The following is a 17873-nucleotide window of genomic DNA, read 5'->3' on the forward strand; positions in this document are numbered from 1 at the left end:
TAGTAGCATCAAGATGACTCAGAAAACGATTGAATATAGCCCAACTTTTCACTTTCCTGTACAAATTTACTATGAAGATACAGACTTTTCAGGCGTGGTATATCACCCCAACTTTTTAAAGTATTTTGAACGAGCTAGAGAACATGTGATTGGCGCTGACGTACTGAACTTATTGTGGCAACAGCAACAGCTAGGCTTCGCGGTATATCGCACAGATATGCTGTGTCACGATGGGATTGAATTTGCTGATATCGTTGATGTTAGAACGCGTTATTACTTTGAAAGTAAGTACCGTACTGTTTGGCAACAAGAGATTTGGCGTCCTAATGCTAAAAAGCCTGCTGTGACAGCCACAATTGAGATGGTCTGCATGAATCAGCAACGTCAGATGGCCCCTATGCCACTCAACTTGATTAGCCAGTTACAGCAACAATTTAATCAGTCATAAGCGCGTTAATCACTTTAATGTTTAACGTTATCTGAGCTTGGTAGGAATAAGAAAGGTTGTTCAATGAGCTGCGTGTATCGTAGCTCAAAATCTGTTGCGACAAGAGGCTTACTAAAGTACTCCCCTTGAATGGTATCAGTACCGAACTCAATTAAGGTATCAAATACATCTTTGGTTTCAACCCCTTCGACCGTAACATCAAAACCAAGACTCTTAGCCAGTTCGATGCTAGTTTTCACAATCTTATTAGCTTGTAAATCGCAATTAAAGTCGTCCAAAAAGGCTTTATCAATTTTAACTTCATCAATGGGAAGGTGGCGTAAGTAAGCTAAAGATGAATGCCCTGTACCGAAATCATCAATGGCAATTTTAACTCCTAACTCACGAATTTCTTTTAGTGTTTCGATGGTCCGTGCTAAATCTAACATCAACACACTTTCAGTAATTTCAATCATTAAGTTCTCAGCAGGCACTTTGTACTGCATAAGCAAATTACTGATATCAATTGGCAAATGCTGATTTTCAAGATCTTTAGTGGATAAGTTAACTGCCACTTTGATATTAATGCCTTGCTGTAACCACTTAACCTGTTGCTGTAACACTTGTTCAAGAGCCCACTTACTGATTAAGTCAATCATGCCAGTATGTTCAGCTAAAGGAATAAACTCTGTTGGCGGTATAATACCTAAGCCATCATGCTCCCATCGAATTAACGCTTCAACTTGTGAACACTTACCCGAGCTGATATCCAACTTAGGTTGATACACCATATGGAGTTGGTTTTGCTTTAGACTTTTAGGCAAGCTATTAATGATTGTCAATTCACGATATTGAGCTTTGTCATCATCTTGATTATAAAATGCGATATCGTTTCGGCTGAGCTTGGCTTTTTTAAGTGCTAAATCTAATCGACGTAGCATTAAACTCACATCCGCATGATGGTCATGCAGCTCAAGTACCCCTAATTGTACTTTAATGCTGATTGGAGTTTGCTCGATGTCGAATGGCTTTTGTAGATGCTGCTTTATATTAGATAACTCGTTAACTGAAATAGCTTTAGGGTAGAAAAGTAAAAACTCATTACCGTTCATTCTTGAAACGAATTGTGGCGGATTGTTTAGCCCCTTAATTCGTAATGCAAAAGATTTTAATAACTGGTCACCAAAAATAAATCCAAAGAGATCATTTACAAAGCGAAACTGCTGAATGTCCACCAGCACGAGCATCCCCTCAGTCGCAGGCATCTTGGCAAACATTTTACGCTTGAATCCAACTCGATTAGATAACCCTGTCAGCTTGTCTCGCTCAAGCGTTATAGGGTTGTTTTGCTGGAATAAATTGAGGTTTCTAACCAGAGGTTTGAATGCTCTTGGAGTATGTTTAAAGTTAAGTGGGGACTGGGTTGCATTATTCGACTCTAAGGTTTGAGTCAGCTCTGCGATGAATTTGCCTTGTTGGAAGTAACCGCCTAATACAATACCCAATAACAAAATAAGGGCGATAAACAATACAATTATAATTTCAATACTTAACACAACTTATCGCTCCTTATTCAATTGGGGTTAATTCCATAACCAAGCTCATTCATGTCTGCTTGGCGGCTATATTCTCAGCTGTTATTGGTAACTTTGCTTAATAGAATGATACACATCTAAAAACTCGTCACTCTCTAGATCTTCCGGTGTTACAGGTAAGCCGCGAGTTGCAAAAATATCTAGACGTTGTTCCAATTCAGGCCCTGCTCTTAACTCGCCAGTATAATAAGCTGCTGAGCGAATAAAGTCTAAATAGGTCACCGACTCAGGCATATAATGAAGATCAGCCCAGCGTTCAACCACTTCCATCACTTCAGGCGCAAAGTCCCAAGTCTTTAAAATAGCACGACCAATTGGCCCTTGCATTTTACGGACTAAACCACGTAACTGTTCAATACTTGTAAAGGCATCAGGCTTTGTTTCTGCCTCAGATAACACAGGTAGAGCGCCAATATTATGGACTAAGCCTGCCAATGTTAATGTTTCAGGGTCTAATTTCTTACTCGGGTGACGTTTATTGTAAATAGCCAACATAGCACCGGCTGATGCGGTGACCTCAATAGAGGTTTGCCACACTTCATCCATCACTTCCCAAACCATCTCATTGGTTGAGATAAATAATTGCTCTAATGCGACAGAGGTAACAATCGCTTTTATTTGTATTAGTCCAATACGATTGACAGCAGCACTGATATTTTCAGCTTTGTTACCTCGGCTATATAAAGCACTGTTTGCCACCTTAATAATACGCGCCGAAATTGCGGCATCTTGGCCAATAATGTCGCCAACTTGTTTAAGACTTGAGTCTGGTTGCGCAACAACTTCCTGCACCCGCATGGCGACTTCAGGCAGTGTCGGAAGCACTAAAGCATCGTCTTTTAGCTTCTTTAATAGCCCTACCAATAATTGGTGTTCAGTTGTCATAGATCCCGCCTGTAATTTTATTGTTGTTGCTTTGTTTCGATTATATCAGCTATGTCATTTAATAGAATAAAGAAAAAGCACTAATCTTTATAAAGCATGTCAATTAATTAGCAAACATTAAATTAGACAGGCAGCACAATCACAGATGAATTATTTGCATTCAGCGACCATACTTAAGTAAAATGCCGCCCCCCGCGCTGTGTGCGAATTTCCATCAAATTGAGAGTGATTATGTTTAGACCAGAGCTATTGTCTCCAGCAGGAACGTTAAAGAATATGCGCTATGCCTTTGCATACGGTGCAGATGCTGTTTATGCAGGCCAACCTCGCTATAGCTTACGGGTTAGAAATAATGACTTCAAAATGGAAAATCTGGCTATGGGCATCAAAGAAGCCCATGCGCTAAATAAAAAGTTGTATGTCGTCAGTAACATTGCACCGCACAATGCAAAATTAAAAACTTACATACGTGATATGGCACCTGTCATTGATATGAAGCCTGATGCTGTGATCATGTCAGATCCTGGTCTTATTATGATGGTGCGTGAGGCATTCCCAGATCAAACGGTTCATTTATCAGTGCAAGCTAATGCAATTAACTGGGCCTCTGTTAAGTTTTGGCAACAACAGGGGATTAAACGAGTCATCTTATCTCGTGAATTATCATTAGATGAAATTGAAGAGATTCGTCAACAGTGCCCAGATATTGAATTAGAAGTGTTTGTCCACGGTGCGTTATGTATGGCTTACTCTGGACGTTGTTTATTATCAGGCTATATCAATAAACGCGATCCAAACCAAGGCACATGCACTAATGCTTGTCGCTGGAAATATGATGTACATGAAGCCAAGCAAACAGACACTGGTGATATCATCGCCGTTAACCCACAAGGTATCGTCGATGCAAACGGTGTGCAAATTGAGACACCGACATTAGGTGCTGGTCAACCTTCAGATGAAGTTGTCCTATTACAAGAGCCTGGGCGTCCAGGTGAATATATGCCCGCTTATGAAGATGAGCACGGCACTTACATCATGAATTCTAAAGATCTACGTGCGATTCAACACGTCGAACGTTTAACAAAAATGGGCGTAGACTCTCTTAAAATTGAAGGCCGTACTAAGTCATTTTATTATGTCGCACGTACAGCTCAATTGTACCGTCAAGCTATTGAAGATGCAGTTGCAGGTAAAGACTTTGATCGTACATTAATGCACAACCTTGAAGGGTTAGCACATCGTGGTTACACCGAAGGTTTCTTACGTCGCCATGTTCATGATGAATATCAAAACTACGATTACGGTTACTCAATCAGTGACACTCAACAGTTTGTTGGTGAGTTCACTGGCGTTCGCAATGATAGCGGCGCTGCAGAAGTCGATGTTAAAAATAAGTTCTCTGTCGGTGATAGTGTTGAAGTCATGACGCCACAAGGAAACTTTACCCTGACGATTTCAGAGCTAGTCAATCGTAAAGGTGAATCAGTTGAAGCTGGGTTAGGTTCGGGTCACTTTGTATTTTTAGCCGTTCCTGAAAGCGTTGAGTTAGATAAAGCAATCTTGATGCGTAACTTACCGCAAGGCCAAGATACTCGTAATCCTCATCAAGCTGCAGAAAAAGCTGAGTAATCTGTTATGGCATTATTAATCGATGATAGCTGCATTAACTGCGACATGTGTGAGCCTGAATGCCCTAATGAAGCGATTACCATGGGCGAAGAGATTTATGAAATAGACCCAGCACTGTGTACAGAATGTGTTGGCCACTATGATAAGCCGACTTGTGTCTCTGTATGTCCTATCGATTGTATTGATCCCGATCCTGAACATGCTGAAACACCTGAAGAGCTTAAATATAAATACCAAGTCATCACAGGAAAGGTATAACCCACAAGCACAAGCTTAATCCCTCGGTGAAAACTGAGATACACAAAAAAGGCGCCTAAGGCGCCTTTTTATTAATAGAATTTTAATGCTCTGCTCAGATAGTGCTCAACAATAGTAATAAGTTGCCTACAGACATTAAGCTGACGCTTGGGGCTGCTCAGATGAGTAGCCTTGAAGAGTTTGTAGTGTTAACGCCAGCTTCTCTATGGTTAATCTAGCGGGTTTAGGCAGAGATTCTAGCTCAATACCGAGTAGTAAATTTTTCACTTCTAAACCTAACTCAGTATCCCCTTCAATTTTTAACTTACGTTGAAAGAATAAGGTATCAGGATCTTCTTTTCCTGCCGCAACTAACAGTAACTCAGGAACATTAGCCGTAAAAGTCACATCTGCTTGAGTTAATGGTCTAAGCAACAATTCGTCATTGAAACTGATTTCAAAGTGCAAGCCAATATCCATCACAGAAATTGCAACCCATTTAGACTGCAAAAAGTCTAACTCACCAAATTTTATCTGTTCAGACAATGTCAAAGACAATAATTTAGCCAACACATTCATTTTGGCTTTTTCTGGTACTACCGCCAAAGATTGCGTTGCCACTTTAGGGGCTAACCCTAGTACATTTTTAGCCACACTATTGGTGAAACGAAAAGACATCCCTACTCCTACACTGCTTACTCTAATAATTAAGCTAGTTTACTCACATTTTATCAATTGAAACCTGTTTCAAATCAAATCATGTGACGTCATTCAACTTTACACTCCCTTTCTACGACAGTTTGAGAGAGAGAATATGGAACTCTTGTGCCCGGCAGGAAATTTAGCCTCATTAAAAGCCGCTTTTAGAGCAGGTGCTGATGCGGTTTACCTCGGATTAAAAGATGATACAAATGCACGTTCATTTGCAGGGTTAAACTTTACACCCGAGCAAATGAAACAAGCGACGAAGCTTGCCCATAGTCAAGGCAGAAAAGTATTTTTAACCTTGAATACTTACCCAAAACCAGGTGAAGAGTCACGCTGGTATCAGGCCATTGATCTGGCAGCCCAACTTCAAATGGATGCTTTAATCACTGCTGATATTTCGCTGCTCGACTATGCAAGCCGTCGATACCCTCATTTACCGCTTCATTTATCAGTTCAAGCTAGTGCAACGAACCTTGCTGCACTAGAGTTCTACCAGCAGGCATTTAATATCGAGCGAGCGGTATTACCTCGGGTATTGTCGATGAAGCAAGTCAAAGATCTTGCTAAAAATAGCTCTGTTGACTTGGAAGTGTTCGCCTTTGGTAGCCTTTGCATTATGGCAGAAGGACGATGCCAGCTATCATCTTATGTTACAGGACAGTCACCCAATACCGGTGGTTCTTGCTCGCCAGCAAAACACGTTAGATGGCAAGAAGACGGTAATCAATGTTTAACACGTTTAAATGAAGTACTCATTGACACTTCTAATATCGACCAACAGTTAGGTTACCCTGTTGTTTGTAAAGGGCGCTACATTGCTGAAAATGAATCCCAAGCCGACTACTTACTCGAGTCGCCAACAAGCTTGAATACACTCAGTTTATTGCCTCAACTTGCTAACGCAGGTATTTGTTCTCTTAAAATTGAAGGCCGCCAACGCAGTCCAGCGTATGTTGAACAAGTCACCCGTGTTTGGCGTGAAGCAATAGACAGTTACTTGGCCAACCCAAATGCATTTACTGAACTTGCAAGATGGAATGAAACATTAGCAAAGGTATCAGAAGGACAGGTCACCACATTAGGCGCCTACGAGCGTCAATGGCAGTAGGTAAGAATTCATGAAAATTTCACTCGCACCAATTAATTATTGTTGGGAAAAAACCGCAGTAGATGACTTTTACCAGCAAGCTGCTCAAAGTCGCATAGATACCATTTACCTTGGTGAAACCGTCTGCAGTCGCAGAAGATTACTCAAATTCAATGATTACATTGAACTGGCAACCATGCTTAACGCTCACGGAAAAAATGTCATTTTATCTACCATGGCATTAATTGAAGCTCAATCGGAGCTGACCGAGTTAAAAAAGTATGTCGATAATGGTGAGTTCAGCATCGAAGCAAATGATATGGCTGCGATTCAAATCGCACAACAAGCAAATCTGCCATTTATCTGTGGTCCTTCAATCAACAACTACAACCGAGCCAGCTTAGATATACTGCATAAAATGGGAATGAGTCGTTTTGTTATGCCATTTGAACTGTCTAAAGCTTGGTTAGATACAGTATTAAATCATCCTAATAAGCCTGGGTTTGAAGTTGAAGTGACTGGATATGGGTATATTCCATTGGCGCATTCTGCTCGTTGTTTTACCGCTAAACATTTCGGGTTAAGTAAAGATAACTGCGAGACAATATGCCGCCAGCATCCGAAAGGCATTTTGGCGCAAACTCAAGAGCAGCAAAGTCTATTACGTCTAAACGGAATTCAAACTCAATCTGCAGCTCATTTGGACTTAACCTCTGAAATCGCCGATATGATAGCAATGGGCGTTAATTTCTTTAGGGTCTCACCCAATGATATTCACGATATTAAGCGAGCCGATGAATTAGTGAGCTTAATTAGCCACCTTAAAAACCACAGCGATGAAGCAGACAATAAGACCACATCTTCGAACGTTAATGCCTGTAATGGCTATTGGTTTGGTCAAGCAGGATTACAACAAGTGTAGTGTAGTTTACTTGCTTAATTGCCCCTGTTGCAGGGGCAAGAAGTACCAGCGACATATACTCAATATCCATAACCACATAGTGACAATGCTGCACCAGAATAAAATGGATAGCCACCAAATATCAGGTTTCGGCGATTGAGAAACTATCGCCTGAAATAATTCACCATCTGAAATCGGGTTTAAGCCTAAGCTCTCCCGCCAACATTCATGAGCTAAAATGCTGCCATGAATGAGCACAATAACAAAGCTCAACATCAGAGGTAAGAACAAGCGAATTCTTCGCTCAATAGCACACTCTATAAAGCAAAAAATCGCAGCTAATAAACCAAAGTAAATGTAGATAGACACAGCTTTGATGTGTAAATGAAACACATTAAGCGGAAATAAGCCCGTTGCAGCTAAAGCAATAAACGTCACGATGAGTGAAAACCAAAAGAGTCCGCTGGAAATACGTCGACTTAACTGTAAGCCAAATAAACAACTCATTGTCAGGCTTAAACTACCAAAAAACAGCCCTCCGTTGATCCATAACGCACTAGAAGAACGATTGTAGGTGCCGAGTTCACTGATAGAAAATTGCAGTAAACTGTATTGATCGCCAAATTGAATATATTCCATCAATACCGATAAACTAATACCAAGAAAAAGGCCAAGCAACCCTAGCAAACCAAACAGGTAAGCTAATCTGGCGATTTTTTCTCGTTTACTTAATATCACAGTAGTCAAATTTCCTTATATGGTTTGCTTTATCATACTGAATCTACATTGATAAAACCGCTATGCACATCTAATGTTTAGTAACTCATTTATATGACGACAACAGTACCCTGCTATGCACAATCGAACAAAGCACCTTAATAATTGTAATAACAAAGACCAAAACACACAACAACAGTTAGCTAACATTATGATTACAAACAAATTATTACGTGCATTTATTGCCAAACCCTATAGAATATAGATAAGCAAAATAACTCAATAACTATTCGCCAAAGTGAATAGTTTTACATAGACTAGATAAGCAGGTACCCTTGCCTCGCTTTATTACTTCTGAATGGACATTCAGCATTTTTCCCACTGGACGGTTAGACACAATCAGCCAAGCTTATTTGGCCAATTGCAAAGGCATATAAAAAGTGACTCAAGAAAAACAAAAATACAACATTAAGACAATATTGACCTTTGTCATACCGTCACTGCTAGGCTTGTTATTATTCATGACGCCTATCAGTTATAACGGCGCCATTACGATTCCAATTGCTATTGTTTCCAAAGCAGTGCAAAGCCATTTTGCCGACGTATTGCCTTTATTGGTGACTTGTATTGTCGTGTTTATGGCTATCATTTCGGTAATCAGTAAATTACTTAAGCCTAAGTTGGTATTAGAAAAGCCTTTTCTTAATACCCTTCTCAATGTGTCACCTTTTTGGTTAGTTGTTCGTATTTTAGGTGCGATATTCATTGTATTAACTTATTTAGAGATTGGCTCCGAAGTTATCTATTCTGCAGATACTGGTGCATTAGTCCTTAATGACTTGCTACCTGTATTATTTTCTGTGTTCATTTTCGCAGGTATGTTGCTGCCGTTATTATTAAATTTTGGTTTGCTCGAGTTTTTCGGAACCATGTTGACTAAATTAATGCGTCCTATCTTTAACTTACCTGGCAGAAGTGCAATCGACTGTATGGCATCATGGCTAGGTGATGGTAGTGTCGGTATTTTAATGACCAACAAACAATATGAAACACGCCTTTATACTGAGCGTGAAGCCGCTGTCATCGGTACAACCTTTTCTGCTGTTTCGATTACCTTTAGCTTAGTCGTTATCTCTCAAGTCAAACTTGAACACCTTTTTGTACCGTTTTATTTAACAGTATGTTTAGCTGGTTTTGTCGCAGCTGTAGTGGTTCCTAAGTTACCACCACTGTCATGGAAAAAAGATTTATACATAGATAACACACCTCGTCATCCTGACGATGAAATGATCCCTAAAGGCCATGGGGTTATGTCGTGGGGATTTGAGCAAGCAATCAATAAAGCATCTCGTGCTGGCGGCGTTAAACATGTACTGTGTGAAGGCGTAAAAAATGTCGTGGATATGGTGTTCGGTATTATCCCAGTAGTAATGGCCATTGGTACTATTGCCCTTATACTTGCAGAAAACACACCTATTTTTGAATACTTAGGTATGCCGTTTATTCCACTGTTAGAACTACTGCAAATTCCGGAAGCTGATGTCGCATCAACCACAATCGTAGTCGGTTTTGCTGATATGTTCTTGCCATCTATTTTAGCAAGCTCTATTGAATCTGATTTAACGCGTTTTGTGATTGCGGCTTTGTCTGTCACACAATTAATCTACATGAGTGAAGTCGGTGCGTTATTAATTGGTAGCAAAATTCCAGTTAACTTCTTTGAATTATTTGTAGTATTCATTCTACGTACACTCGTTACACTGCCTGTCATTGCACTTTGTGCTCATTTACTCATTTAGTGTAAATCAGTAAACTCATTGAGTAATTATTTTACTCAACATTAAAAAAGGAGCTGAATGCTCCTTTTTTCATGCGCTATTTTTAATCAGGTTGGTTCCTCTAACAACTGACTTATATTGGCAATCAAATACAGATAGCGTATTCTTAAGTGGTTATTTGAATGGTGAAATTAGCCCTTCCTTCCCTATTCAATTTAAATCGAGTGACAATCTAGGTAACATTTTATGGATGAAAGAAGACAATACACTCGCACATTGTTTGCCGCGACAGCCACCCTCAGTTTTAACGATAAAACCTATCGTACCAATATATTAGATCTCAGTATTAATGGCGCATTAGTATCAGAGCCAGAAGCCTTATCCCTCACATTAGGACAAAAAATTGGCTTAAGCTTTTTACTGCCTGAATCTGATATCGTCCTGAATATGGATACTGTACTCGTGCATCATAAAGGCCAACAACTTGGGCTAGAGTGTCAGCACATTGACCTTGATAGCATTAGCCATTTAAAAAGAATCATAGAGTTGAACATTGGTGATGCTGAGTTATTGCACAGAGAATTAGCACAGTTGCTGCATCTAGATTAAGCATCCCTATGTGTAGGTGAACACTCAATGCATCAAGATATCAACTTATCGATGCTTAATCTGGCTGTGACTCAAAGTCAGTTATAACCACCAGCTTGAATCGATAGGTTTTTCGCTAAGGTAATCTTGGTTTTCTAAATGAATAATTGTTCGCTGGGGTAATTTCGCCTTTAAAATAGCGTCACTATAATATTTTAAAAATAACTCTTGAAACGATAAGTCTTCAATGGCTCTTTGTAAGCCCTTCTCAATCCGCTCCGCCAACTCTGGATTCTGTTTATTCACAAACACATACATAGGCAAATGATAAACAAGTGCTAAGTTAGGTTCGATAATGAGATCGGGCAAATCAGGGCCTAGCCTTTTCTTTTCAGCCCAAATCTCGCTCACCCCTCTTGGGAAGTAATCGAAACGCTTCGCTTGTAACATACGATACAAACTTTTCGCGGTGCCAACTTCCTGCGTTGGCAACTCGTTATGGCGTAAAACGTCTAAATCAGCCCAATGTGAGCCAAAGCCAGCAACAAATGAATGGCTTAGCTGATTTGCACTGTTAACTTGCTTAAATTTATCTTGATTATCTTGATGAATATACAGTAACCGATACCCTAATAAGCCTTGCAACAATGGGACTTTTATGGGAATAAACATCTTTTCACGTTGCTTACTTGAAGCAAGAAAAGCGACATTGACCTCGCCTTGCTCCAACATCTTTAAACCGCGACCAGGGGTAACTTGCTCGGTAAACTGTACTCTAGCTTCAGGGTATTCAGCAGCCGTTTTATCCAATGCCATTTTTAATAATTCAATATGGTACTGAAAGTGAAACTCATTCTGATATAAGCGCAAAACTTGAGGAGTGGATTCTTTAGCGAACACACTTGTTGAAAAGACACACCACAATAATAAACTGACTTTAAATCGAATAAACACTGCTATATTCCATTTTAAATGTGATGAGATTGAGTGAATGAGGCTTAACGTTACAAATAATGAAAGATTATACCTTTGTTAATTTTAAACTTTCTAGTTTTTTCCGATTAAACCGCTCAACGCTATTGTCAACACATGCTGACAATAGCGTAAGCGATAAAACCAACTAATTAATTAACTCAAGTAATTCATGAATGGTTTTAATCGGATGAATTTTTGCGCCTAAACCTTCCATCGATTTATGATAATTACGATACGGAATAAACACCTCTGTAAAGCCATGTTGTACCGCCTCTTTAACACGTGGTACACCGCTGTCGATTGGCCTAACATCGCCATTTAAACTGAGTTCGCCCATAATGCAGGTGGTTCTTGGTACCACAAAATCATTCAAGCTACTTAAGAGTGCTGTCACCAGCGCTAAATCAATACAGGTTTCTGACTCATCAATTTTTAACCCACCGACTAAATTAAAATAAGTATCGTGATAAATTTTGGTTTTGGTGTGTTTACGTAATACGCCAGTGAGCATTTTAATTCGGTTCATATTTAAACCGACACAGACTCGCTGTGGAAATTCGCCTTCTGTTTCAGTTGTTAGGCATTGAATCTCAAGTAATAGGTTGCGATTCCCCTTTCGAATACAGGTAATGGCAGCCCCAGGAGAATTGGTTGTTGACCCAGATAAGAAGATTTCACTCGGATTATCAACACTTATCATGCCACGTTCGGTCATTTTGAAAATACCCACAGTATCAACATCACCGAATCGGTTTTTATTCGCACGTAGGGTTCTGATTTGACCATCATTACATTCAATATGAGTCAAACAATCTACAATGTGAATTAGTGTTTGCGGCCCAGCTGTTTCATTATTTTTATTGACGTGAGCCACTAAAAACATGGTCACATTATTCTGCTTACAATACTGTGTTAGTGCTTGGGCACTGCTTTTAACCTGTGAAGGCGAACCTGGACTGCCATTCGCCGTTTCTGACACAACAGCTTGTATCGAATCAATCACAGCAAATTTAACTTTTTTGGCTTCAAGTTCTGCAATAATCGCTTCGACACTGGTTTCAGCCATTAAATACAAGTTATCTTCGTTATAATTAAGCTTCAACCGATTAACTCGGTTCTTAAATTGGGATAACGACTCTTCAGCAGTACAGTAGAGTGATGGCATGCTTTGAGACATTCTTGCAATCAGATCAGACAATAATGTGGTCTTACCCGCCCCTGGATCGCCTGAAATAATATTGACTGAGCCGGTCGTGAGCCCCCCACATAACACTCGATCTAATTCACCAATACCCGTTAATTTTTTCTCGGCTTCAAACTCTTCAACTTCACCGAGCTTTTTTGAACCTCCACCAACAGAGCCTGCGTAACCCGCCACTGAGTTTGCTGTAGATTTAACTGCTGCAATACGCACTTCAGAAATCGTATTCCACTCCTGACATGCACTACATTGCCCTTGCCATCGTGGAAAATCTTGCCCACATTCATTACATACAAACGCTGTTTTATTTTTTGCCATGCTTCAATGTCATTTCGTTTAGAGTTAAACCAATTTGATAATGAATGAATTATCAATTCATTTATAATATATTTTAATGATTATCTTACTTGCTTTAACAGGCACATAATTTAAATTTATATAAAGTAAGCTTACTTTAGGCCGATAAGATTAACAGTCAGGCTTATATTTATCACCTATATCTCGTATCTAAACTGAAAAGAGCTAATGAGCATAGAAGACCATAGTCAGCTAATAGAACAACTCAAGCCGCTATTAATGGAGCCCGACTTCAAAGAGGTCTTTGAAAAACTCACCATCGATGAGTCTAACTCTACCCGCTTTTTAGTTAAAATGGAGCTCAACCGCCTTTCAGCCAGTTGCACCCGAATTATTGATTTACGAGATAAATCTGAACTTCAATGTGAAGAAGTGACCGTTGCTAAACAGCGTCATTTTCTTGATGAGCCCGCTAAACTTTCCCTTGTTCAAGCACTTGGACTATACCGTAATAAATATACTGTTGGCGTATACGAGCATGTCCTGAGCCAACACAAACTTCGCAAAGAAAGCCTTCGCAAAACAGAACAAGAACCCACTGAAGAGTTATCTGAACTCATCGTCCCTGGTGTTGTATTAGGGAGCTACTTCAGTCGCAGCGAAGAGAGAATGAATTATTCCATTCGTATTTCTGCATCACAAGATGGCGGCGGCGAAGTCTTAGGTGCCAGTTTAGATTTATCCGTGGGTGGCGCTAGAGTTCGTTTACCCGCCAAACATCGCTTTGACCAAGATAAACCACTTAGAGTAAAACTACTTGAGCTTAATGAAGAGTTCTTTTTCGAAGATTTACAACATGGTGTAGATTATCAAATTGTTGATATACAAAATAAAGATGACAGCGCCATCATGCGCCTTAAGCGTCTTGGAGATAGCAAAGAATTAGACAAACTACTCAGTCAGCTCATTCGAGGTTACAAGTTTCGCTACAAAGTTGATGTCAATGATGTCATCGTCAATGCCACCGGTTTAGGGTTTGAGCGTCACTATTTACCTATGCTGTCACACATGCCACTGTATCTGTCTGTTGAAAATGGGAAGCCATTTATCAGTCATCAGTTACTTAGTCGTGGCAACCAGCCTATATTGCAGTATTTTATTGACGAAAACGAAGTTAACCAATTACCTAACTTCCTCACCAATAATCGATTGGTTAACTTAATCAAGTCGCCTGATAAAGCAGATCACAGTCTATTCTTTTGTTTTACCCATAGTAATAAAGGCATTACTCAGTATTTTTCAGCAACCTTACATGAACTAAAAAAGCATCAGGCTATGCAGCTGTTTTTCGGTTTTGGGGCCTCTAAATCCAGCTGGCGAATTTTTAAAGTATGCCAACAAAAGGTAGATCATAAGCTTAATTATAAAACCTCGACATTGCCTGGTGATGAACAGCAATACTCAGCGTTAACAGAGCAACAACTGGCTCGTTTTGCCTATACATTACAGCTTATAGACTTAACAAATGAAGATATTAGACCAAACTATCGAGCTTGGTTTAATGAAGGCGATAACGTCAATCAACTTAAAATCTTTAATCAAAAGAAACTGACTAAAAATACGATAAAAAGATTATCAATGCCTTTCAGCGAGCGTAGACGAGAAGCACGCTTTGCCTTTAAAACCATTATAGAAATTGAGCATAATGGTAAGAAGTCTCGAGGTATTTCCCATGATATCTCATCACGTGGTATCCAGTTTACCTTAGAAGATAATACTCAGTTTAGCAGTGCTACGGATGTCATATTGAGTTTTCCTAAGTTGCAGGAAATCGCTGGAAAAATGCAATTAAGCCAACTGCCATATCGACTTATTCGTGCTCGCACTCAAGGTAATAAGAAACAGCAAACTTTGCATTTATCCGCATTGATCGGTCATGAACCGCACCAAGGAGTGGAGTTTCTCAATAAACTAATCAACCATAACCGAGATAAATTTGAGCAGCTTTCAGAAGATGAGGGCGAGCTAAAAGAACTGGCTGATGGGATGAAAAATTTATTGCTTCGACAATTAGTCAGTGTGCCTTACTTTGTTGAAAAAACGAAAAAGTCAGCTCAATTAGCCTGCATTGGAATTGGCACCAAAACCGACGATATTAGTCATTTATTTGCAGCGGGCTCAACTACACCACTCAGCTTCAACCTCACGCCATTGTTTAATGAAACCGAGTTTAAACAGCTCATTATTGATCCTGTCAGATCAATGAAGCCCATAGACGGCATGCAGTACTTTGAGGTTTTTCTGCAGATATCAAGGCAAGGTCGAGGAGCAATTAACATTCAATCACAGTTAGTCAGTGATTTTAGCCATCGCAGTGCACAAATAAAATTTATTAGCCATGCACAAGCTGTAGGCAAGTTTATGGCATTGAGGATTTATTTGGGCGCAACAGAAAAACCCGATATGAGCTATATTCGCCGTGAAATGGAATACATTACTATCCATGCCAGCCATAGAGCTAAAGCCTTAGAGGAACGTTTGTGGCGAATTATTGGTAGTGGTGAACTGTTAGATATTACAGCTGAAGTCGAAGTCAGGTTTCCAGAGCTGCATTTACTCGAAGATTAGCCGTCAAAACCCGCCTATCACAAGCATAATAACGTTATTATTTTATAGGTATTTTTTTATGTTTTTAAAATCGATTATACCAATCACTCACTAATGGAAAGTGATCCAAAACAGCCACTTTATCAGTCAGCATTCCTCCATGAGTATAGTCACGCTTAAAACCTTTTCGTTTTGACAAGAGTGTATAATCAGCGTTTTCTAAACCACACTCAAGCATCATGTCTTTTACGTCTCTAGGGTTTCCTAGTACGTAATCTTTTTGAGCAGCGATAAACCAGGTTTTCGGCCAGCTGATACCTTTAACCGCTTCGGAATAATCGAAGTGATCTTCAGCGTCTACCCAATCACCACCTACCCAGTCAATAGTCTGTAATAATGATTGCCTGCTTTCATTATCCATCCCTATCCGGTATTTATCTGCCGCTAAGTAACCTTGATATTGCGTCATTAATGGAGCAAGTCTGTTCCAAAATACATCCACCATCATCGTTTTTCTTAATGATTTAACCTTAATGGTTCGCTTGGTACCAAAAGTCACGAATGAGGCAACCTCAGGGCGTAATGACTCAAACCGTATATAACAGCTCGCCATTAATACGCCCCCCCATGAATGAGCGCACCAATGCACTTTATCAGCGCCAGTTTGGGATAGGATAAATTGATGAGCTAAAGGTATTTGCTCCAAAATCACCTCTGTTTGTCCCAGAGAATATGAAGCATTAATTCTAGGCTCACTCAAGCCTCTTCCAGCAGTATCAAGCACATAAACATCATAGCCCTGCTCAGCCAAATAACAGGCAAGACCTCGCCCTGATGGACTATAAAAAACCCGTCCGTTCGACATCGCGCCGTGAAGCATCAGTATAGGTTCTCGTGAAGCAATTGGCATAGAGGGCTTGATATGTCGAAGGTGTAACTTGCCATCACGATATGGCAGAAAGTGAGATTCTTGCTTCATTGGTATTGGTAAGTTTTATCAGCAGAAAGGAATATACCTAGGTTAAACAGCATAAATGTTAACTTCAAGTTAATTAGAGTAAAAAATCTAATCAATAATATAAGCGACGGTTCTGTGCTTTCTATAAGCTAACAAAAACCGCATTACTGCTTAACAGTAATGCGGTTTTAAAATTAACTACCTCACCTGGTTAACCTCCAGCTAAGCAGGCTACCCTAGTGGCGAGTTAACCTTGAAGGTGGAATACTAAACAGCGTAAATCTAATCGCTGTATACTCGCATTTGATGCTGCTAATAATTTAGGTTTAGCATGGAACGCAATACCATAATCTGCCGCCTTAACCATTGGAATATCATTGGCTCCATCACCAATAGCCACTCGTTGACCTGCAGCTATTTGCCATTTAGCAGCGCTTTTATCTATCACATCGGCTTTATATTGCGCATCGACAACCTCACCAGTCACCTCACCTATTAGCTTTCCATCTTCGATGACTAACTCATTAGCATAGGCAGCATCTAACCCCAGTAAGTCTTTTAAATGGCCAACAAACGGCGTAAATCCACCTGATGCTAGCACCAGCTTCCAGTCATTAGGCTTTAATTCAGCCACAATAGACTCAATTCCAGGCATTAGTGGTAAATCCTGACAAAGCTGGTTAATAATACTGTCACTCGCCCCTGCAAGCTTGCTTACTCGAAGACGAAGACTTTCTTCAAAATCAAGTTCACCTTGCATTGCTCTTTCTGTTACTTCAGAAACAGCTTCACCAACTCCAGCCATCGCGGCCAATTCATCAATACACTCAATTTGAATCGCAGTCGAGTCCATATCCATCACCAATAAGCCCGGTTTAAATATACTCGGCAATGCTTGTGTGACTTCAAATAGCTCTGCATTACTGTCAATAGGAAAGCATTCAATTAATTGCGCTAACCGAGAGGATGAAGCGATCTCAAACCCTTTTAGCTCGTTATGGCGCATTAACACAGCCACCGAACAATCCTGATTAAGATGATTCAACCACGAAGACACAGCATCAAAATCTACCTCATCAAAAATAACCCGAAACCGATGTGGCTGTTTAACTTGGATATTATTGAGAAATTCGTCTTCAAAGTAGCGAGTTAAGCTAAAATCACCATGAGAAAAAGAGCCATCTTCCCCTGAAAATAACCAGGTTAGAGCATTAGAGTTTTTCTGACTTTCCATCGACTGCATTTCCTCAATGATTGCGACTATCTACAATTAAATATTTCGA

Annotated in this window: 16 protein-coding genes; 8 read left to right on the forward strand and 8 right to left on the reverse strand. The window is 39.9% G+C overall.

Going from position 1 to position 17873, the window contains the following annotated elements; translation table 11 throughout:
- Positions 1–13: 13 nt before the first annotated feature.
- Positions 14–448 carry a thioesterase family protein gene (locus AB4128_RS09920; RefSeq protein ID WP_080916377.1) on the forward strand — a complete coding sequence of 145 codons (435 nt, stop codon included), beginning with the start codon at positions 14–16 and terminating at the stop codon, positions 446–448.
- 14 nt (positions 449–462) lie between these two features.
- Here the strand turns inward: AB4128_RS09920 and AB4128_RS09925 are convergent, their stop codons facing one another.
- Together AB4128_RS09925 and AB4128_RS09930 are read right to left on the reverse strand one after the other, a co-directional pair.
- Positions 463–1983, reverse strand: coding sequence for a bifunctional diguanylate cyclase/phosphodiesterase (locus AB4128_RS09925; RefSeq protein ID WP_080916378.1), 1521 nt, complete (start codon positions 1981–1983; stop codon positions 463–465).
- A gap of 81 nt (positions 1984–2064) precedes the next feature.
- A complete protein-coding gene (locus AB4128_RS09930; RefSeq protein ID WP_055023744.1) occupies positions 2065–2907 on the reverse strand; it encodes an HDOD domain-containing protein in 843 nt (280 codons plus the stop codon).
- A 231-nt stretch (positions 2908–3138) separates the two neighbouring features.
- Here AB4128_RS09930 and yegQ point away from each other — a divergent pair, with 231 nt between their 5' ends.
- Both yegQ and AB4128_RS09940 read left to right on the forward strand, forming a co-directional pair.
- On the forward strand, positions 3139–4536 hold the full coding sequence (gene yegQ / locus AB4128_RS09935) for a tRNA 5-hydroxyuridine modification protein YegQ (protein WP_065108639.1): 1398 nt from the start codon (positions 3139–3141) through the stop codon (positions 4534–4536).
- Between the two features lie 6 nt (positions 4537–4542).
- Positions 4543–4794, forward strand: coding sequence for a YfhL family 4Fe-4S dicluster ferredoxin (locus AB4128_RS09940; protein ID WP_065108640.1), 252 nt, complete (start codon positions 4543–4545; stop codon positions 4792–4794).
- Between the two features lie 135 nt (positions 4795–4929).
- Here AB4128_RS09940 and AB4128_RS09945 read toward each other — a convergent pair whose 3' ends face one another.
- The gene (locus AB4128_RS09945) at positions 4930–5451 is read right to left on the reverse strand and encodes an SCP2 domain-containing protein (RefSeq protein WP_080916381.1); all 522 of its coding nucleotides are present in this window, start codon (positions 5449–5451) and stop codon (positions 4930–4932) included.
- Between the two features lie 136 nt (positions 5452–5587).
- Between AB4128_RS09945 and AB4128_RS09950 the strand changes: the two genes are divergently transcribed.
- Complete coding sequence (locus tag AB4128_RS09950) at positions 5588–6589, forward strand: peptidase U32 family protein (protein WP_119968466.1); 1002 nt, start codon at positions 5588–5590, stop codon at positions 6587–6589.
- A 10-nt stretch (positions 6590–6599) separates the two neighbouring features.
- Positions 6600–7490, forward strand: a complete 891-nt coding sequence (locus AB4128_RS09955) for a U32 family peptidase (RefSeq protein WP_372037561.1) — start codon at positions 6600–6602, stop codon at positions 7488–7490.
- Positions 7491–7496: 6 nt separating this feature from the next.
- Here the strand turns inward: AB4128_RS09955 and AB4128_RS09960 are convergent, their stop codons facing one another.
- Positions 7497–8207, reverse strand: coding sequence for a hypothetical protein (locus AB4128_RS09960; protein WP_080916385.1), 711 nt, complete (start codon positions 8205–8207; stop codon positions 7497–7499).
- A 500-nt stretch (positions 8208–8707) separates the two neighbouring features.
- On the opposite strand from AB4128_RS09960, the gene AB4128_RS09965 reads away from it, so the two are divergent.
- Together AB4128_RS09965 and AB4128_RS09970 are read left to right on the forward strand one after the other, a co-directional pair.
- The gene (locus AB4128_RS09965; protein ID WP_372037658.1) at positions 8708–9985 is read left to right on the forward strand and encodes a YjiH family protein; all 1278 of its coding nucleotides are present in this window, start codon (positions 8708–8710) and stop codon (positions 9983–9985) included.
- A gap of 225 nt (positions 9986–10210) precedes the next feature.
- On the forward strand, positions 10211–10573 hold the full coding sequence (locus AB4128_RS09970) for a PilZ domain-containing protein (protein WP_080916387.1): 363 nt from the start codon (positions 10211–10213) through the stop codon (positions 10571–10573).
- An 81-nt stretch (positions 10574–10654) separates the two neighbouring features.
- Here the strand turns inward: AB4128_RS09970 and AB4128_RS09975 are convergent, their stop codons facing one another.
- Together AB4128_RS09975 and radA are read right to left on the reverse strand one after the other, a co-directional pair.
- Positions 10655–11506 carry a transporter substrate-binding domain-containing protein gene (locus AB4128_RS09975; protein ID WP_082972230.1) on the reverse strand — a complete coding sequence of 284 codons (852 nt, stop codon included), beginning with the start codon at positions 11504–11506 and terminating at the stop codon, positions 10655–10657.
- Between the two features lie 166 nt (positions 11507–11672).
- Positions 11673–13046: a DNA repair protein RadA gene (radA, locus tag AB4128_RS09980; protein WP_372037562.1), complete on the reverse strand. Its 1374-nt coding sequence runs from the start codon at positions 13044–13046 to the stop codon at positions 11673–11675.
- Between the two features lie 207 nt (positions 13047–13253).
- Between radA and AB4128_RS09985 the strand changes: the two genes are divergently transcribed.
- Positions 13254–15653 carry a PilZ domain-containing protein gene (locus tag AB4128_RS09985; protein ID WP_372037563.1) on the forward strand — a complete coding sequence of 800 codons (2400 nt, stop codon included), beginning with the start codon at positions 13254–13256 and terminating at the stop codon, positions 15651–15653.
- A gap of 64 nt (positions 15654–15717) precedes the next feature.
- Here AB4128_RS09985 and AB4128_RS09990 read toward each other — a convergent pair whose 3' ends face one another.
- A complete protein-coding gene (locus AB4128_RS09990; protein WP_080916391.1) occupies positions 15718–16611 on the reverse strand; it encodes an alpha/beta hydrolase in 894 nt (297 codons plus the stop codon).
- A 226-nt stretch (positions 16612–16837) separates the two neighbouring features.
- On the reverse strand, positions 16838–17824 hold the full coding sequence (serB, locus tag AB4128_RS09995; protein ID WP_372037564.1) for a phosphoserine phosphatase SerB: 987 nt from the start codon (positions 17822–17824) through the stop codon (positions 16838–16840).
- Between the last annotated feature and the right edge of the window lie 49 nt (positions 17825–17873).

The organism is Shewanella sp. 10N.286.52.A9 (assembly GCF_041468985.1).
Lineage (GTDB): Bacteria > Pseudomonadota > Gammaproteobacteria > Enterobacterales > Shewanellaceae > Shewanella > Shewanella japonica.

Bases quoted from the DNA above. Each gene is read 5' to 3' on its own strand.
- AB4128_RS09970 (WP_080916387.1), top strand. From the start codon at position 10,211: ATGGATGAAAGAAGACAATACACTCGCACATTGTTTGCCGCGACAGCC.
- yegQ (WP_065108639.1), top strand. From the start codon at position 3,139: ATGTTTAGACCAGAGCTATTGTCTCCAGCAGGAACGTTAAAGAATATG.
- radA (WP_372037562.1), bottom strand. From the start codon at position 13,046: ATGGCAAAAAATAAAACAGCGTTTGTATGTAATGAATGTGGGCAAGAT.
- AB4128_RS09955 (WP_372037561.1), top strand. From the start codon at position 6,600: ATGAAAATTTCACTCGCACCAATTAATTATTGTTGGGAAAAAACCGCA.
- AB4128_RS09985 (WP_372037563.1), top strand. From the start codon at position 13,254: ATGAGCATAGAAGACCATAGTCAGCTAATAGAACAACTCAAGCCGCTA.
- AB4128_RS09920 (WP_080916377.1), top strand. From the start codon at position 14: ATGACTCAGAAAACGATTGAATATAGCCCAACTTTTCACTTTCCTGTA.
- AB4128_RS09930 (WP_055023744.1), bottom strand. From the start codon at position 2,907: ATGACAACTGAACACCAATTATTGGTAGGGCTATTAAAGAAGCTAAAA.
- AB4128_RS09945 (WP_080916381.1), bottom strand. From the start codon at position 5,451: ATGTCTTTTCGTTTCACCAATAGTGTGGCTAAAAATGTACTAGGGTTA.
- AB4128_RS09990 (WP_080916391.1), bottom strand. From the start codon at position 16,611: ATGAAGCAAGAATCTCACTTTCTGCCATATCGTGATGGCAAGTTACAC.
- AB4128_RS09940 (WP_065108640.1), top strand. From the start codon at position 4,543: ATGGCATTATTAATCGATGATAGCTGCATTAACTGCGACATGTGTGAG.
- AB4128_RS09950 (WP_119968466.1), top strand. From the start codon at position 5,588: ATGGAACTCTTGTGCCCGGCAGGAAATTTAGCCTCATTAAAAGCCGCT.
- AB4128_RS09965 (WP_372037658.1), top strand. From the start codon at position 8,708: ATGACGCCTATCAGTTATAACGGCGCCATTACGATTCCAATTGCTATT.
- serB (WP_372037564.1), bottom strand. From the start codon at position 17,824: ATGGAAAGTCAGAAAAACTCTAATGCTCTAACCTGGTTATTTTCAGGG.